This window comes from Pantoea osteomyelitidis (genome assembly GCF_044342975.1).
Lineage (GTDB): Bacteria > Pseudomonadota > Gammaproteobacteria > Enterobacterales > Enterobacteriaceae > Pantoea > Pantoea osteomyelitidis.
The window spans coordinates 252,759-270,944 of sequence record NZ_JBGFSN010000003.1 but is presented as its reverse complement, the minus strand read 5'-3'; the positions used below and the strand labels follow the sequence as shown (position 1 = coordinate 270,944).

Genomic DNA, 18,186 nt, shown 5'->3' with positions numbered 1-18,186 from the left:
CTGCTCAGCGATCGCCTTCACCAGTACGCTCTTGGCCCGCTGCTGTTCTTCCGTCAGCGCGTTGCCCCTCTTCCGTAGAAGCAAAGCCGCACTGGCTGCTTAAGCGAGCCGTTTCCGGGCGCGTTTCGATGTCGTCAAACACATAACCGTCCGCCCCCTTCTCCACGCCGTTCAGCCTCCACATAAAATTCAGATGCCATCAGCAGCAGCGGAATTCACTATTGGTAATCACTGGCACAATAACGAAGCTTTAGAAAAAGAAAAACACGCCTGTTTTAAACTCTATGGCTTTATCAAGCATGAAAGATAATTTTTTAACAGGCTCCTCGCAATTGCCCGAGAAATTTTCAACAGCTTCTTTTGCTTTTGCTAAATCGCTTAACCCGGTCAAAACTTCGTCTTCATAAACATCTATATTTACCCCAACAAATTCATTTATTTTTTTAAACACGCCTGAATCCCATAAACTTTCAAAATCAGCTTCATCAAGTTTTAGTTCCAACAAGTCATCACTCATACACTCATCAAAATCAAGGCGTTTCATTGCTTCATGGCTTACAGGCACTGTAATTAACTTCATTTTATTCTCCCTTGATTTTGAAATGCGTAACTTCGTTATACTCACTTTGGCTCCTGCCAGCAAGATTACCGTTTTCAAGAGTTTTATTATTCGGCACATTGCCTTCAAGATCCAGATAAGCTCGTTTTCCCGCAATCGATGGATTATAAATCCTAAAATATTTTCCATTCATATCTTCCACAACCTGAACCCCGGTACTCGGATTGGCGTAGATACGCTTCCCTTTATCCGTTATCGAAATGATGGGTTCGCTACCTGCAAACTTTTTCACTGCTGTATTCAGATCTTCCTCAGATCAATTCTTAGCAAATTTTTCAGCTCTTTCTGCACCGCCATGCGTTTTTTTTAAATTTCCAGCTTCTTCAAGTAAATGCGTTGTTCCTGCACGTTTAGCTCCTGATAGAACAGAAGATATCGCTATAGCAACTCCGGCTGTTTGCTCATTTAAAACTTGATCAAAGCCTGCCGCCGCTTCGCCACCCAACTTTCTGGCCGTATCTGCAAACATTTGTGGATTCTGGTTGTAAATGCCACCAGCAGCCAGCAGGCGTCCTGCCGCCTTGCTGTTAATCGTCCCGTAACTTTCCGACTGGGCGCCCCTTCCCCTTATTTGCCGCCCTGTCGGGCGTGGCATGCCGCCCGTTCGTTGATAATCTTTACGATTTACTGCACGGTCATATGCACAAATAATTTTATTGGCACCACTAAAAGAAAAGGCGTAGGAATTACTGCAAATCAGCTTACCTTCATCATTAATGTAGAAAAGATTACCAAGACTATGCATATCGCTAAGCATGACGATATCACCACTGAACACCATTCTTTTCATCCGGGATTTTTCATTATGCCCATGCGAACCGAGTTGATAGAGGTTTCTGTAATATGAGCGTTCTCGCATATTGATAAGCTGAAAGTCAGTATTCTGGCCGTCATAAAACTCATATTTCTCACAAATTCGCGACCAGGCTAAAGAAGGGTAAAGAATGCGTTCATATTGCTTAGGGGCGAGGTTATCTTCTGGCAAGTAGTAGAGGTTATGTCCTGGCAGCCTGATACTCATACCCATCTCCTTATGGATAAAACTGAGCAAAAACCTACCATGTAAAAAAGAAGGATAAAATGATTTTCATCAACATTTATGCTGCATCGATTAGGTCGCCATTTTCCTGAGCGAACCTCATGGCATAATATTTTCAGCCATTTTCGTTATATGTTGCATAGCGTTGTTAACTTAAAAAATCGGAAGGATTATCTCTGTCGTGCAGCCGCAACTCCCTTCCCATGCAGGTTTTTCGGGTTGCTTTAAAAGAGCTCTGAGGGAGTTTTTATCCCTCAGTATCGGCAAAATGTTAATTACCACATCAAATCATCGGGCACTTTAAAATCGGCATAGGGATCGTCTTCGTCTTGCTCTTCCTGACTAAGCGCGCTATTTAATACGATACTGTTCGCATCTCGCTGCGCAATTTTATCGGCTACGCTCGCTGGGATAATCGCGTATTCACTCTCGCCATTGTTATCAACAACCAAACGAGCAATAGCGAGACGACCACTAATCAGCTGAGCTTGAGTAAGCTTATCGACAACTATTTTTTTAATTAAATTATTATCTGTGAAGTTAAAACCAATATCGCCTTTTGAAATGTTGATTCTGTTCATTTCAATAAGCTGCTTCACCTGAGCTTTATACTCTTTAGACAAAGCAGCTTGTTTTTTTTCTTCGTTTAGCTGTTTATCACGCTCAAGTTGTGCATTTTTGTTTTCTTCCACAGCCGCTCTTGCCTCACGCGCCTGAACGCGTGATTTCTTAGTGGTTCTCTGGACTTTGGCCATTTTTTTGCTGGTCACTAAACCCGCTTTTAGCATCTGCTCTTGTAAGGTGAGTTTTGTCATTTTCGTTTCTAAGCCAGTTGTTGCAACGTATTGAAGTCAGTAAGCGATGCCGAAATTCTGCTTATGATGGCGCAGGATTTCGGCACAGGGTCAGTCCGAATGATTTCAGACCTTAAGCAGTTTCACCGTGGCATCCACGTCTATTTCATCTTCCGAGAAGATTAACGTCGTTCCCTGGAAGGTAGTGATCGCCAGTTTTTTCAGCGAACGCATTTCCCCTGGCTTAGCGGCAGATTTCGGCCTGATACTGCTCATCAGTACCCCCACAGACAGCACCGCATTTTCTTTATCAATGCGGGTATCGGCAGGGACTTCTTCGCTGTAAACCAGGTAAGATTTGATCGAGGTGAGCTTAAGGCGCTCGCCCGCGATATAGATGTATTTGCTTTCCGGTGCGACTTTCACAGCATAAGCTGATAAGCCCTTGTTATTCGTGGTGGGTTCGAAAGTCACCGCCGCATCTTTCTTAATCAGCTCAGGGTTGGCGACCTTAATCACATGAAAATAACGGTTATCGCCGTTTTCATCTTTGATAAAGCCAAAACCTTTATCTTTAAACCAGGTTGTGATCGTTCCGTTCATCGCCATTACCGCCTGTTTAGTCGTTTTTCTACTCAGTTTTTCAGCGCGCAGTGTAAAGCACAATGCCTGCCCAGACTACGTCTTTGGTTTAAGTCTGGATGATAAATTTCTGCTATGCGAGGCGGTGACGGCGGCAACAATGTGTCCTGAACAACTGAAGCAACCCGGCGCTATTCATTGCCCCATTGATTCAGGAACATAGCTATCTCATCAATGCGCGTCTCGTCGATACCCGCTTCACTGGCTATTTCTTTCTGCGCATTCTCGCTGATTTCTTCGTTATCCATTAAGCGGGCAATCAGCAGCTGGAAATAGCGCGCCAGAGGTTCACGTTCCGACTCGCTTACCGGCTTTGCTGTTTCCGTCGAATACTCATCCACGATGTCATAATATTTAATCGGTACTTCATTGTTCATAAGTGAGCCTCAGAGGTTAACGTCTGCGCCTGTTGCTGTCGGCGTTGTCTGACATCGAGAATGACATTTTAACGCACTAACCTCAACTCCGAGAGCTGCCAGAAAACCGCTGAGATAACAGACGTAAAAAAACCGGCCAGAACCGGTTTCGTGTTTATCGTGTGGCTTATGCAGCGCGGCCTGGCCTGACCGCAGGCGATCCCTGCATACAAATCAGGAAGAGATCATAGCAGCGGTCGCCGAAGCGCATCTGGTTGTTGTCAAATTGAGAGGCTAAACGTTTTCAGTCCAGTCGAATTCAAGTTGTTTAGCTGTTCTCTCCGCGAGAGCTCTTCCATGTAGACGTTCAACCAGGTGTAGGCTCATGTCGATGCCTGCTGAGATACCCGCTGATGACACAATATTCCCTTCATCTACCCAACGTAATCCTTCTTTTACCAGGACTTGAGGAAACATAGAACGCAAGTCAGGAATATCTTCCCAGTGCGTGGTTGCTGATTTCCCGTCCAGCATACCCGTCTGAGCCAGCAGGAAAGATCCGGTGCATACTGAACTGGTTATCTTTACTTTTTTTGATTGTTCATAAATCCACTGGATAATTTTTTTCTTGTACATCTCATCGCTGACTACGCCTCCAGGGATAATCAGACAATCCATTTCCGGATGGTCTGATAAAGAAAACTCAGGCATCACTTTTAGCCCCGCTCTGGTACGAACTGGACTTAACGATTCAGAGAGAGTGAAGACATTAAATAAGGGTATATCGCCGCCGTGTACTCTGGATGCACATGTAAACACCTCATAAGGCCCACAAAAATCGAGTATTTCAACATTATTAAACAGATAAATACCAATATTATCAGTCATATAAAGTTAATCCTTATTAGAGGTTAAGCGATCTCGGAGACAATATTTTTTCGCTCCGTTTACACTATCACTTCTTTCACTCACTTTTACAGTGGGCCAGTGGCCTTTTCCCGCTGACCTGCTCTCCGATATCAGGTACAACCGTGAGTTAATAATATCGGTTTGCTTACTGTCGGGTTCTCCGTTTCGCCACTGTGCCAGGGGAAGTCATTGCGGCTTCATTTGAGTGATCAGAGAATAGGTATTCCCCTTCTCAATTTCCGCTAATAATTTTACCTTCATTGAATTTTCTCAATAAGTGAAAACTCTTCAAATACCAGTTCCATATCTTCGGTAAAATTTCCTTCACCTTCAAAAAAGCGCTGATGTTCTTTTTTCCAGTAATCCAGGCTTAAGTCTCCCTCACCTTCCTTCCGGGCTAACTCCTCTGTCACCTCAGAAAAACGGAGCAATTGAAGACGCGTTGTTCTGATAACGCATACCGGAATTCCTGAGCCATTTTCCACGATTCTGTAAGCGCCAATAATCGGATAAGCATTATCTTCTATACAACCCGCTAACGAGCCACATGACCCCGTTTTTACTCCGGATGCGATTAACTCTGCTAATTCATCTGCTAACTCAGGTGAATCGCCAAAAGCCACATAAACGGCAGTAGGATATTTAGCCGTAAGGATATCTTTGCTTATCATTTAATTATCTACCCTCTGCAATTCAGAGTTTATGTTTTAACATAGGGTGACGATTACAGCTAGAGTCGTTCTGGAAACGTTGTATTCACGCTGACACTGATTCTCGATAATCGCTCCACGGGCTTGTGGGGTGATTTTAGAGGATCAGCCCAACGTATTGCATTACGCTCCAGACGATTGATTTTTTCAACTACCAGCGTTTCATCGTCCCTGATCTTACCCAGCAACCCAGAGAATGCTTTGTGCTGCATAGCAGGGAGTTTCCCACTCACCACATCGGCAAACCAGAAGTTAAAAGTCTTCCCAGCCTGATTAAGCTCCAGACGCTGATTCTCTGTATCTTGCTGTAAGAGTAATTTTTCGCTTTCTAACTAAGTTGTTCAATCCTTTTCTAGAGGTGTGGGAGCTACCTCCCCCCTTTTCTCTTCCAACTCCAAGCCATTAAGCCTTGCTAACTTAAAAGATGGCATGCCCTGCACTAATACTCGTACTACCCATACTCCGCTGATAACGACATCACCTCTGTGTGATAAAAGAATACAAGAACCAAGACTGAAGGTGAATGTGCCAAAAAACCGTTCGAGAGCACAAAATTATCCTTGTGAAAATATGTATTGTGCATTGAAAATCTTATTTATGGCGCTTGGTTACAATTGCATGATTGGTAATATACATTATAAAACAGCACACTAGCGTCCTGGTAAGCATTGTTACAATAGAGGAAAAGTCACGATGGATTTTGTGGGAAAAATTGAAGCAGGCAAGCTGACTCTCACTGATATGATTGAGACCTTAGCTAAGGATAAAAATTACGCCACTTCCAAATGGAGTAAGCGATACAGTGAATTTACGACTCTGCTACACCAAATCTCAACTTTTGCTGGGCCTGAAACGGATGATTTAGTCAAACGGCTTTGGTATGAACGTGATAACGGCATTGCCAGTATTCGTCAGGGTGTCCCATCTTTAGCCGAATATCAGCAAAGTCTCCCACGGCTTAGAGAACTTACCGAGCGTATTCGACTGCAGCCGAATGAAGTCACTTACCAATATGTTGGCGATGCTCTAAAGCAGGCCAAAGAGACCGGACTGCTGAAACGTATGTATTGGAGTTTGAGAAATCGTGTCTTTGCCGCGTTCTCGCCAGAGAACTACACCAGTACTGTGGATGAGAATGCTTTTAATAAAGTGGCAGAATTCCTAAATCAGCACTACCACCTAGGTTTGGTACTGACCGGAAATTGGTTACAGAAAAACTATGAGTTGAAACAAGCCATACACGCCCAATCTCCTAACACAAATCCTTATTACGTGAATATGGCTATCTGGCATCTTTATGAATTGCTCCGTGAACGAGATAGTGAACAAATACAAGAGAAAGTGCCTAGCAACACATCAACAGCCAGTAGTGAGCTTACAGTAATTAAGCCTCTCTCACATTCACCCACTAATGTGATCTACTTTGGTCCACCAGGCACTGGCAAGACCTTCACGTTGCAGCAAAAGATGAAAGAGTACACATCTCATGCTGTGCCAGCCGATCTTGATGCCTGGCTGGATTCTCGCCTTGAATCGTTGAACTGGATGCAGGTCATAACCCTAGTACTGCTCGATCTTGGAAAAAGAGCAAGAGTTCGCCAAATTATTGAACATACGTGGTTTCAACGTAAGGCATTATTAAACGGTCGTAATGGCAACCTATCGAATACTGCCTGGGCGGCTTTGCAATCCTATACAGTTCCCGAGTCGTTAACCGTTGATTATAAGAATCGGCGTGAACCTGCAGTATTTAACAAAACAGATAATAGCGAATGGTTGCTCGTTGATTCACAACTCGAGCAAGTGGAGAATTTGGTAGAGCTCTACGCCGAACTTAAACACGGGCCTAAATCTGCCGAAGCCATACAGCGATTTGCAGTGGTTACTTTCCACCAATCTTACGGTTATGAAGAATTTATTGAAGGTATCCGCGCTCGCTCTGACGAGAGTGGCAATATCTCTTACCCTATTGAGCCGGGTATCTTTATTCGGCTGTGTCAGCGTGCCAATGCCGATCCAGCACATCGTTACGCCATTTTGATTGATGAGATCAATCGCGGAAACATATCCAAGATCTTTGGTGAACTAATCTCACTCATTGAAGTAGACAAGCGTACGGGTATGTCCAATGCAATGAGCCTGCAACTGTCTTATAGCGGTGATCACTTCAGCGTACCCGCCAATGTCGACATCATCGGAGCCATGAATACCGCAGACCGTTCTTTAGCTCTGATGGACACGGCTTTGCGCCGTCGCTTTGACTTTGTCGAGATGATGCCTGATCTCTCTTTACTGAGTGGAGCTAAGGTGAAAGGCATAGAGCTCGAGCCGTTGTTAGAGAAACTCAATAGCCGCATCGAAGCGCTTTACGATCGTGAACATACTCTGGGACATGCGTTCTTTATGCCAGTAAAAAATGCACTCGATGCCGGTGATGAAGAAGCTGCGTTTAAACAATTGAAGATCGCATTCCAGAAAAAGATCATTCCGCTTTTACAGGAATACTTTTTCGATGACTGGAATAAGATAAGGCTGGTACTGGCAGACAACCAAAAGCAAGACGACAACCTACAGTTCGTAATTGAGAAAACCGACGATTTGGATACGCTTTTTGGTAACAATCATGCTTTACGACGTCATGGTCAGCAATCGACAGCTTATGAGCTAGAAGCATTCGATCAAGAGATCTGGAATATGCCGCAGGCTTACCGCGCTATTTATCAGCCACAGCAGACCGCCCTTGATGAACAGGCTGTAAACCATGGGTGAAGTGATTTCTGTTTTTGAATATGACCTATTAGGGAGTGGAAAAGCGGCTTCAGTTGGCGCAAAGCTTGTCCCTCAACAGGTCTTTGATTATTTAGAAGAGCTTAGCCTAAACAGTATTCAAGGAAGCCAGTTTCTTAAACTCACCTCTCGCGCAGGTTTCAAATTGCTTCAGGTGCAAAACTACGCGGGGATGCTTTCCACACCTCACGGTTTCCAGCTTGAGATACTGCCCAAGGTTGGTAAAAACCTCACAGCTGCTAATGCGCGTGAAACATTGCTGACGATGCTAAGCCATCTGCCTGGGTTTCGACATATTCAAACCCAACAAGCAACTCTGCAGGCTCAGCGCGTGCCTTTGCTTGAGATTTTTATCAGTCAGTTTTTGCTTAGCGTCAGCCAATTGCTTAAACAAGGTTTACGCTCCGACTATGTGAGCGAGCAAGGTAATCTGGCTTTTATGAAGGGCAAACTGATGCTTTCTGCACAGTTGCGGCACAACGTGGTGAGTCGTCATAAGTTTTGTGTCGATTATGATAACTACATGCCGGATTGTGCAGCCAATCGGCTCTTACACTCCGCGCTAGATAAGCTTCTTAGACTGAAGTTGTCATCAGAGAATCAGCGCTGGCTTTACGAGCTGCGCTTTGCTTTTGACGGTATCCCACTTAGCCGGGATATTGAGAGTGATATAAGCAGCTTACGCCTAGAGCGTGGTATGGCTCATTACAACGAGCCAATGGCCTGGGCGCAATTGATCCTGAGTGGAATGAGCCCGAGTGCCTTGCAGGGAAATACCAAAGCAATATCACTCTTGTTCCCTATGGAAGCGGTATTTGAGTCATTTGTTGCACAAACCCTCCCCTACGAGCTTCCTCCTCACCTTAAAGTTCAGCCACAGGTTTCCACTTATTCCCTTGTTAAGCATGGACTTCACGACTGCTTTAAGCTTCGCCCAGACTTGTTGATTCAATCACGCCAACCTATTCAAACCAAAATGGTGATGGATACGAAATGGAAGCTGGTGGATAACAACCCACAAAAAAAATCACTGTATGGACTAGCGCAATCTGACTTCTATCAAATGTTTGCCTACGGCCAAAAATATCTTGATGGGACTGGTGAAATGTACTTGATCTACCCTGCGCACGACGACTTTAACCAACCGATACAGCAGCACTTTGCTTTCTCGGACACCTTAAAATTATGGGTTGTGCCATACCGGATTTCAGCAAAGCGTGGGGAGAGGATGGTGTGGGCAAGTGATGTGTCCAATATATAGTTACTAAGACATTTGGTGTGGGCCAATCCAAAACATCGAAGCTGTCTCAGATGAAGTTGGCAAGCTTGGCAGGAATCGATACTACAGACTCGTAAAGCCTTGCCGCTAGCAAGGAGCTCTCATCAAACGTACAATCAAAACCCTAAAATAGCCCTTTTCGAAAAAGAATTGCTTTTAACAGGACTCATAGTGAATAAACAACAGCTTGCGGCAAAAATCTGGGAATCTGCCAACCAGATGCGTTCTAAAATTGAAGCCAACGAATACAAAGATTACATACTCGGTTTCATCTTCTACAAGTACCTAAGCGACCAGCTGGTGCAGTTTGTCACCAGACAGGGTATGACGCCCGAAGACATCAAAGCCCTCAATGAAGAAGACGCCGACACCGTTAAATACGTTCAAGACAACCTGGGCTACTTTATTGCCTACGATAATCTGTTCTCTACATGGATTGATCCAACATCCGAATTTGATGAGTCTAACGTGCGAGATGCGCTCTCCGCCTTTAGCCGTTTGATTTCGCCAACTTACAAAAAACTGTTTGAAGGCATTTTTACTACCTTAGAAACAGGTTTAAGCAAACTGGGTGAAAGTGCTGGCAAACGCACCAAAGCCATCAGCGACTTGCTACACCTGATCAAAAGCATCCCCATGAACAGTAATCTAGGGTATGACGTCCTGGGCTACATTTACGAATACCTGATTGAAAAATTTGCCGCCAATGCGGGTAAAAAAGCCGGTGAGTTTTACACCCCTCATGAAGTCTCGGTACTCATGTCGAACATCATCGCCCATGAGTTAAAACACAAAGATACCATCAAAATTTACGACCCCACTTCCGGCTCTGGTTCGTTGCTGATCAATATCGGTGAGGCGGTCGAGAAATATGCTAAAAATAAAGACAGCATCACCTATTTCGCCCAAGAGTTAAAAGCCAACACCTACAACCTAACCCGTATGAACCTCATCATGCGAGGTATCAAAGCCAGCAATATTAAAACCCGTAACGGCGACACCCTAGAAGACGATTGGCCGTATTTTGATGAAAGCGATCCACAAGGCTCGTACTACGCCTTACATGTCGATGCTGTGGTTTCCAACCCGCCTTATTCACAAAACTGGGACCCCAGCTTTAAAGACAGCGATCCACGCTATTCACGTTTTGGCCTGGCACCTAAAACCAAAGCCGATTTTGCTTTTTTGCTGCACGATCTCTATCACCTAAAACCCGATGGCATTATGGCTATTGTGCTGCCTCATGGTGTCTTATTCCGTGGCGGTGAAGAAGGTGAAATTCGCAAGCAACTCATTGAGCAAAATCACATTGATACTGTTATCGGTTTACCGGCCAATATCTTTTTTGGCACCGGCATTCCCACTGTAATTTTGGTACTCAAGCAAAAACGCCAAAACACCGATGTATTGGTGGTCGATGCCTCCAAACACTTTATGAAAGAAGGCAAAAACAACAAACTGCAAGCCAGCGACATCAAGCGCATTACTGATGCGGTGATTAACCGCGAAAGTATCGACAAGTTCTCGCAGCTGGTGAGAAAACAAACCCTGCGCGACAACGGTTACAACCTCAACATACCGCGCTATGTAGATTCCTCTGCGGCGGCACAAAGCTGGGATTTACACGCCACCATGCTCGGCGGTATCCCCAATAGCGAAATTGCCGAGCTGCGTCATTTTTGGCAAGCTTTCCCGCAGTTGCACGATACTCTGTTTACGCCAAAATCCGCCGCTTACAGTGAGCTGACCATTGACAAGCAAGACGTCAATGCCAGTATTAGCGGGCATCCGCAAGTGATAGCGTTTATCAGCGCCTACAACCAAGCCTTCAATGACTTTGATGACCAGCTAAACACCCAGTTAATACAAAACTGGCAAAACGTACAGCGTAACCAACAAGAGGCGGTATTAAGTGCCGAGATATTTGCTCGTTTAGCCCCGATTGCCTTAATCGACAAATACCAGGCTTACCAATTTCTGAACAACCAATGGCAAATCATCAGCGCCGATCTAGAAATGATGCAAACAGAAGGCTTTGCCGCCACCAGACAAGTTGACCCTAATATTGTTATAAAGAAAAAAAAGGACCAAGAGACCGAAGTACAAGAAGGTTGGAAAGGTCACATACTGCCCTTTGATTTAGTGCAACAAACTTACTTACGTGATGATTTACAAGCCCTGGCTGCTAAAGAAACCCGCCTGGCAGAAATCGCCAGCAAGCTGGAAGAGATTTTAGAATCCCTGAGCGAAGAAGAAAAAGAACAAGATACGGTCAAAGAATGCAAAGACGGCTTTGCCAATGCCGAATTAAGCAAAGCCGCCAAGGCCTTCCTGAAAGAACAAAAAGACAGCAAAGTTAAATTTGCCGAAGACAGCTATGAAGCCAAAATCATTCGCGCGAACGAATTAATAGATGATGAAAAAGCCCTTAAAAAAGCGGTTAAAGACGCCGCCACGGCCCTGCACTTAAAAACCAAAACGACCATCGAAGCCTTAACCGATGAACAGGTGAACAACCTGCTGCACCTTAAATGGATTGCGCCATTGAGCACAGAACTTGCCGCCATGCCAAACGCCGTGATTAGGCAATTGACTAGCCAGGTGCAAGCCCTTGCCGATAAATACGCCGTCACTTACTCGAAAGTGGCTAATGAGATCAAAACCACCGAGCGAGAACTGGCGGAAATGATGGGTGAACTCACGGGTAATGAGTTTGATATGCAAGGCTTGGCAGAGCTCACCAACTTATTGAAGGGTGAATAAGATGAGTGCGGATAACAAGGTGCCAGAAATTCGGTTTAAAAGTTTTAGCGGGGGGTGGAAAAACTCGGAGCTTTCTGAACTTGCACTATTTAATCCAAAATCCGAGTTGCCTGAGAGCTTTAAGTATGTGGATTTAGAGTCTGTTAAAGGAACGTCATTAATAGGGTACAAAATTGAATCAAGAAATAGTGCACCTTCGAGAGCACAACGCCTCGCCCAAAAAGGCGATGTTTTTTATCAAACAGTAAGGCCGTACCAAAAAAATAACTACCTATTTCATTGTGTTGAAAATGATTATGTATTTTCAACTGGCTATGCCCAATTACGGCCTTATTTTAACGGCAATTTCTTGCTAAACCTTGTTCAAAGAGACTTATTTGTTAAAAGCGTGCTAAATAATTGTACAGGTACAAGCTACCCAGCGATTAATGCTTCGACCTTGGCTACTATAGGGGTAAGTTATCCAAAGAACGAGGCAGAACAAACTCAAATCGGTAACTACTTCCAAAAGCTTGATGCGCTTATCAATCAACACCAACAAAAGCATGACAAGCTCAGCAACATTAAAAAATCCATGCTGGAAAAGATGTTCCCCAAACAAGGCGAAACCATACCAGAAATCCGCTTTAAAGGGTTTAGTGGGGAGTGGGAAGAGGCCAGCTTACTCGATAGCATTGAACGGATTATTGACTTTCGAGGCCGCACTCCTAAAAAGCTAGGCTTAGATTGGAGCCCTTCAGGATACAGAGCGCTGTCGGCTTTAAATGTTAAGCAAGGCTATATTGATTTTTCAATTGATCCGCATTTTGGTGATCAAGAACTGTATGATAAATGGATGAGTGGTTCTGAACTCCATCAGGGGCAAGTACTTTTTACTACAGAAGCGCCAATGGGCAATGTAGCTCAGGTTCCGAATACTGATAAATACATCTTAAGCCAGAGAACAATCGCTTTTATAGTTAAATCAGAGATTGTTGTGGAAGATTTCCTAGCAGTGTTACTAAGGAGTTCTAAAGTGTTTCGAGAGCTTTCTGCACTATCTAGTGGTGGGACTGCTAAAGGGGTAAGTCAAAAAGTTTTAGCCAACTTAAACGTTTCTATACCCACTAATTTGGTCGAACAAACCGCCATCGGTAACTACTTCCAAAAGCTCGATAACCTAATCAACCAACACCAACAACAAATCACCAAACTCAATAACATCAAGCAGGCCTGCTTAAGTAAAATGTTTGTCTAACAGGGAGCGCCATCATGATCACCTTTAAAACCGAAGCGCAATTTGAGCAGGCTTTTATTGAAGTACTGACCCATAAGGGCTGGGAAACAGAGATACTCAAAAATAAAACCGAAGCGGATTTACTGCAAAACTGGGCAAACATTTTGTTTGAAAACAATCGTCAGCGGGATCGCTTAAACGATGTTCCGCTTACCACGACTGAAATGCAGCAAATTATTGAGCAAATCAAAGAGCTTAAAACCCCGCTCAAGCTCAACGGCTTAATTAACGGCAAAACCGTGGCGATTAAGCGCGATAACCCAGCTGATACCTTGCATATGGGCAAAGAAGTCAGCTTAAAAATATACGATCGCCAGGAAATCGCCGCCGGCCAAAGCCGTTATCAAATTGTGCAGCAACCCAAATTTGAACGCGGCAGCCCTTTACGTAATGACCGACGTGGTGATGTGCTATTACTGATTAACGGGATGCCGGTAATCCATGTAGAGCTAAAGCGCAGCGGCATTCCCGTTAGCCAGGCCGTAAACCAAATTGAAAAGTACAGCAAAGAAGGCGTATTTAGCGGCCTGTTTTCGCTCATCCAAGTGTTTGTAGCTATGGAGCCTGACGAGGCCAAATACTTTGCCAACCCAGGGCTAGACGGCAAGTTTAACCCCGACTATCAGTTTAACTGGGCCGATTTTAATAACGAACCCATGAACCACTGGAAAGACATTGCCTCTACCTTACTTTCCATCCCTATGGCGCACCAATTGATTGGCTTTTATACCGTCGCCGACGATACCGACGGCGTACTTAAGGTAATGCGCAGTTATCAGTATTACGCCGCCAATGCGATATCTGACAAAGTGGCCAAAACCAACTGGCAACAACTGGGTAGCGCTGCCAATAACCCTGATCGCCTCGGTGGTTATGTGTGGCATACCACGGGTTCGGGTAAAACCATGACCAGCTTTAAATCGGCGCAGTTGATCGCACAATCCAAAGATGCCGATAAAGTGATTTTTTTAATGGACAGGATTGAGCTGGGTACTCAGTCGCTCGCAGAATATCGCAATTTTGCTGGCGATGGAGAAGACGTACAAGCCACAGAAAATACCCATGTACTCATTACGAAATTAAAAAGCACCGCCCCCACCGATACGTTAATTGTTAGCTCCATTCAAAAAATGAGTAATATTTTTGAAGCGGTAGGCGATGAAGGCGCGGCTACAAACTCTGCGGATATTGAAAAAATTCGCGCTAAGCGTTTGGTGTTTATTGTCGATGAGGCGCACCGCTCTACCTTTGGCGACATGCTGATTATTATTAAACGTACCTTTCCGCGCGCCTTATTTTTTGGGTTTACCGGTACGCCAATTCAAGAAGAAAACGAAAAAAACGGCAATACCACCAGTACCGTATTTGGCAACGAGCTACACCGCTATAGCATCGCCGATGGCATACGCGATGGCAACGTGCTGGGCTTCGACCCTTACAAAGTTCCAACGTTTAGAGACAGTGATCTAAGACAAGCGGTAGCGTTAGAACAAGCCAAAGCCAACACGGTGATGGAGGCCATGGATAACCCAGCCAAAAAGAAAAAGTTTAACCACTTTATGAAAGATGTACCTATGGCTGGCCATAAAGACGCCACAGGCAAGTACCACAAAGGCGTTGAAGACTATGTGCCTAAAAGCCAATATTTAAGCGATACTCACCAAACCAAAGTGGTGGAAGATATTCTGCATAAATGGTATGTACTCAGCCAAGGCAATAAATTCCACGCCATCTTGGCTACTAACAGTATTGCCGAAGCCATTGACTATTATCGTCATTTAAAAGCCGCTAAACCTGAAATTAAAGTATCGGCCCTGTTTGACCCGAACATTGATAACGACGGCAGTGGCGACCGTGGCCCCACCTTTAAAGGCGATGGCCTGGAAGAAATTATGGTCGACTATAACGCGCGTTATGGCCAGGATTTTGATTTTGCCCGCCATGCAGCCTTTAAAAAAGATTTAGCGGCACGCCTTGCCCATAAAAATCCCTACGAGCGCATTCATACCGAGCCTTCAAAGCAATTAGATTTACTGATTGTTGTAGATCAAATGCTTACTGGCTTTGACTCTAAATGGCTTAATACCTTGTATTTAGACAAGGTGATTAGATACCAAAACATTATTCAAGCGTTCTCACGCACCAATCGCTTGTTTGGTCCCGACAAACCCCACGGCATCATCCGTTATTACCGATATCCACACACCATGGAGCAGCACATTAACGATGCGGTAAAACTGTATTCCGGCGACAGACCTATCGGTTTATTTGTTGATAGGTTAGAAAGCAATCTTAAAGCCATGAATGAATTAGTAGTGGAAATTACCGAGCTGTTTGTCAGTACGGGTGTTGAGAACTTTGAAAAACTGCCAGACGATATAGAAGCCTGTGCTCAATTCGCCAAATTATTTAACACCTTTAGCCAACATCTGGAAGCGGCTAAAGTACAAGGTTTGCATTGGGAACAATCAGTCTATTCCTTTACTGAAAATGATGTAGAACATGAAGTAATGCTGACCATAGACGAACAAACTTACCTGGGCCTGGTCCTGCGTTACAAAGAATTGGTAGGCAAAAGTGATAGCGGTAGTGCAAGTGGCGACGATGTGCCTTTTGATATCAGTGGTTATTTAACTGAAATAGATACCGGTAAAATCGATGCTGACTATATGAACAGCCGCTTTGATAAATTTTTAAAAGAGCTGCACATACACCAAGACTCTACGAGCATTGAAACCACATTAAATGAGCTGCACAAGTCGTTTGCATCGCTCACCCAAAATGAGCAAAAGTACGCAAAACTCTTCTTGCACGACTTGCAGCGCGGCGATGCGCAGTTAATTGAAGGCCATACTTTTAGAGACTACATCAACACCTACAAAGATAACGCTGAAAATGCACAATTAAACGCAGTTGTTAATGCTCTTGGTTTAGATAAAGGGCTAATCATCGCATTAGTGGCTGATAGTGTTAATGATAAGAATCTCAACGAGTTTGGTCGCTTCGACGCATTAAAAGATTCGGTAGATAAGGCAAAAGCCAAGATCTATTTTGAAAAACAAGACGGCGTAATCTTACCTCCATTTAAGTTGAATATACGTATTGATCAATTTTTAAAGCAGTTTATTTTTGCACAAACGGATGATTTCTTAAGTGACGGTGATGTTGTTGATGTCGTGACGTAATGGACGCCCCTCAGCGTAAGTCCTGTTACACTTACGCTGAGGACTCTTTTTTAGGATGTATCAACAAAAACATGCCATCTCCATCTACTAACGAGTATTCCTTTTCTTCTGGTTTTGCCGAACGCACCTTGGTATCAGTCAGGGACATGATGGTATTCCTTCCATAGGCTACCATGAGTATATAAGCATTACCGAACCAGCATATATACTCGGTTCTATAATCATAAGCATGTTGATATGGGTTAACTTAGATTAACGTCAGGTGTGTGAAAAAGCGGAGCAAAAACTTGTGGATACTGGATTTCAGACACAAAAAAAGCCGCCCTTAAGCGACTTATTTGCATCGTATGGTGCCGAAGGCCGGACTCGAACCGGCACGTATTTCTACGGTTGATTTTGAATCAACTGCGTCTACCGATTTCGCCACTCCGGCACGGAAGGGATGCGGAAAACGTTGTGGATTATACCGTTAAGGGCAAGCTGCGCAACCCCAATTGATGGGCTTGTGCGCTAACCGATGAAAAAACCAGCGGGCAGCACTTCAGGAAGCGCAATGCACCAATCTCATCAGCTTGTAACTCGCGCTTTAACGCCCTAACCCAAACCTTCCCTGCCCCAAACGCAACAGGGCCAGCCTTTCGGCTGGCCCATCCTGGCGTTGTGAATCAAAGCCGCTCATTTACCCGGGATCAGTGGGTATGGTCGTAGTCACGCTGTTTCAGCTTATCTTCTACTTTATCTTTCGCTTCACCGACTTTATTGCTGACTTTGTCAGTCATGCTCGGTTTGCCATCACGCGTTTGCGCTGCGGCAGTGGTATTTCCCGTAGTGTTGACGCCTGTGGTTGAGGCTGCTGCTGCCGGTTTCGCAGTAACATCATCATTAACAGAAGTATTTACGCCGCTGTTCAGGGTATTTTGATTCATACCGCTTCTGCCGAGATTGGCATTAGTGCCGGTCGGCGACAGTGCACGCTCGTTCATCTCTGGCGTGGTTCGGTCAATATCCACTTCCTGACGACGTACGGTATCATTCACGGTCTCAGTGCGTTCATTGGTATCAGTACGCACCACAACCTCTTCTTTCACACGTGCCGTCTTGTTGATTACCGGCTGCTCATGCGATTCGGCAATCTCAACGGTTTTCTCGGTCCAGTCGACTTCGCCCAAATAAGCTGGCTCATCAATGGCGCGACGGAATACGTCGGCGTGCTGCTCATGCAGAGATACATCTTCGGAAACCTGATCGGTAACGGTATAACGACGTACACGAGTCGAACCTTCGCTTACCAGACGTTTACCTACTTCGATCTGCTCTTCCGCCAGACGCAAGATCTCATCTTCCGTCTCATCACCGGTCAGAGAAGTACGCACCGGCTCTTCGTAACGGTCATCGGTTTCACCGGCAAAATTACGATTGGTTACGGACGCCTCTCTTTCACCCGTCATCAGTTCGCGCTCTGACGGATCGGTAAGAGAACTTTTCATCCTTTCTGGCATATCTACCGAGTCATGGGAATGAAGAATGGTCATCGCTTTAGCCAGATTCTCTTCCTCGGTACGCAGCGTCAGTACCACACCGCCTTTATCCATTGCTTTGCTATAAACATCTGCCTGGTCTTTATCTACCGTGTCGCCAAACAGACGCTGCCAGATGCTTGGATGACGGATTGCTTTACCTTCTGACTGCAAACGATCACCACTAATCAAACTAATGTCCCGATCGGGAAAACCAGCTTTTGTGAGATTTCTTTTCGCGGCTTCAGCCTGCATTGCAGAATCGAACAGGGTTACGATTTTTTCATGTGCCATGATAAATTCCTCTCTT

Annotated in this window: 15 protein-coding genes, 1 tRNA gene and 2 pseudogenes; 5 read left to right on the top strand and 13 right to left on the bottom strand. The window is 44.7% G+C overall.

What is annotated here, in order from left to right; translation table 11 throughout:
• Positions 1–4: 4 nt before the first annotated feature.
• The 10 genes and pseudogenes from ABU178_RS03540 to ABU178_RS03495 form a co-directional block, all read right to left on the bottom strand.
• Entirely contained in the window at positions 5–184 is a 180-nt protein-coding gene (locus tag ABU178_RS03540; RefSeq protein ID WP_397212042.1) for a hypothetical protein, read from the bottom strand.
• Between the two features lie 66 nt (positions 185–250).
• Entirely contained in the window at positions 251–580 is a 330-nt protein-coding gene (locus ABU178_RS03535) for a hypothetical protein (RefSeq protein ID WP_397212040.1), read from the bottom strand.
• 1 nt (position 581) lies between these two features.
• The gene (locus tag ABU178_RS03530; protein WP_397212038.1) at positions 582–851 is read right to left on the bottom strand and encodes a hypothetical protein; all 270 of its coding nucleotides are present in this window, start codon (positions 849–851) and stop codon (positions 582–584) included.
• Positions 852–875: 24 nt separating this feature from the next.
• Positions 876–1,640, bottom strand: coding sequence for a hypothetical protein (locus ABU178_RS03525; protein ID WP_397212036.1), 765 nt, complete (start codon positions 1,638–1,640; stop codon positions 876–878).
• A gap of 293 nt (positions 1,641–1,933) precedes the next feature.
• Positions 1,934–2,473 (bottom strand): DUF2058 domain-containing protein, encoded by a 540-nt coding sequence (locus ABU178_RS03520; RefSeq protein ID WP_397212034.1) that lies wholly within the window; start codon positions 2,471–2,473, stop codon positions 1,934–1,936.
• A gap of 105 nt (positions 2,474–2,578) precedes the next feature.
• Positions 2,579–3,061: a cold-shock protein gene (locus tag ABU178_RS03515; RefSeq protein WP_397212032.1), complete on the bottom strand. Its 483-nt coding sequence runs from the start codon at positions 3,059–3,061 to the stop codon at positions 2,579–2,581.
• Between the two features lie 164 nt (positions 3,062–3,225).
• Positions 3,226–3,471, bottom strand: a complete 246-nt coding sequence (locus ABU178_RS03510; protein ID WP_397212030.1) for a DUF2543 family protein — start codon at positions 3,469–3,471, stop codon at positions 3,226–3,228.
• A 273-nt stretch (positions 3,472–3,744) separates the two neighbouring features.
• The gene (locus tag ABU178_RS03505; RefSeq protein ID WP_397212028.1) at positions 3,745–4,338 is read right to left on the bottom strand and encodes a DJ-1/PfpI family protein; all 594 of its coding nucleotides are present in this window, start codon (positions 4,336–4,338) and stop codon (positions 3,745–3,747) included.
• A 278-nt stretch (positions 4,339–4,616) separates the two neighbouring features.
• Complete coding sequence (locus ABU178_RS03500; RefSeq protein WP_397212026.1) at positions 4,617–5,030, bottom strand: ASCH domain-containing protein; 414 nt, start codon at positions 5,028–5,030, stop codon at positions 4,617–4,619.
• A 155-nt stretch (positions 5,031–5,185) separates the two neighbouring features.
• Positions 5,186–5,377, bottom strand: a pseudogene (locus tag ABU178_RS03495) (recombinase family protein); the annotation flags it as partial.
• Between the two features lie 385 nt (positions 5,378–5,762).
• On the opposite strand from ABU178_RS03495, the gene ABU178_RS03490 reads away from it, so the two are divergent.
• The 5 genes from ABU178_RS03490 to ABU178_RS03470 all read left to right on the top strand — a co-directional run bounded on the left by ABU178_RS03490 (position 5,763) and on the right by ABU178_RS03470 (position 16,359).
• Positions 5,763–7,838: an McrB family protein gene (locus ABU178_RS03490; RefSeq protein WP_397212024.1), complete on the top strand. Its 2,076-nt coding sequence runs from the start codon at positions 5,763–5,765 to the stop codon at positions 7,836–7,838.
• Entirely contained in the window at positions 7,831–9,117 is a 1,287-nt protein-coding gene (locus ABU178_RS03485) for an McrC family protein (protein WP_397212022.1), read from the top strand. Before ABU178_RS03490 ends, ABU178_RS03485 begins: the two co-directional genes overlap by 8 nt.
• A gap of 189 nt (positions 9,118–9,306) precedes the next feature.
• On the top strand, positions 9,307–11,898 hold the full coding sequence (locus ABU178_RS03480; protein WP_397212020.1) for a type I restriction-modification system subunit M: 2,592 nt from the start codon (positions 9,307–9,309) through the stop codon (positions 11,896–11,898).
• A gap of 1 nt (position 11,899) precedes the next feature.
• Positions 11,900–13,135 carry a restriction endonuclease subunit S gene (locus tag ABU178_RS03475; RefSeq protein WP_397212018.1) on the top strand — a complete coding sequence of 412 codons (1,236 nt, stop codon included), beginning with the start codon at positions 11,900–11,902 and terminating at the stop codon, positions 13,133–13,135.
• Positions 13,136–13,149: 14 nt separating this feature from the next.
• Positions 13,150–16,359 carry a type I restriction endonuclease subunit R gene (locus ABU178_RS03470; RefSeq protein ID WP_397212016.1) on the top strand — a complete coding sequence of 1,070 codons (3,210 nt, stop codon included), beginning with the start codon at positions 13,150–13,152 and terminating at the stop codon, positions 16,357–16,359.
• Between the two features lie 52 nt (positions 16,360–16,411).
• Here ABU178_RS03470 and ABU178_RS03465 read toward each other — a convergent pair.
• From ABU178_RS03465 to ABU178_RS03455, 3 genes and pseudogenes are all read right to left on the bottom strand, one after another.
• Positions 16,412–16,507: pseudogene (locus ABU178_RS03465) on the bottom strand (Arm DNA-binding domain-containing protein); the annotation flags it as partial.
• Between the two features lie 200 nt (positions 16,508–16,707).
• Positions 16,708–16,792: transfer RNA gene (locus ABU178_RS03460), tRNA-Leu, on the bottom strand.
• A 256-nt stretch (positions 16,793–17,048) separates the two neighbouring features.
• Complete coding sequence (locus ABU178_RS03455; RefSeq protein ID WP_397212014.1) at positions 17,049–18,170, bottom strand: YsnF/AvaK domain-containing protein; 1,122 nt, start codon at positions 18,168–18,170, stop codon at positions 17,049–17,051.
• Between the last annotated feature and the right edge of the window lie 16 nt (positions 18,171–18,186).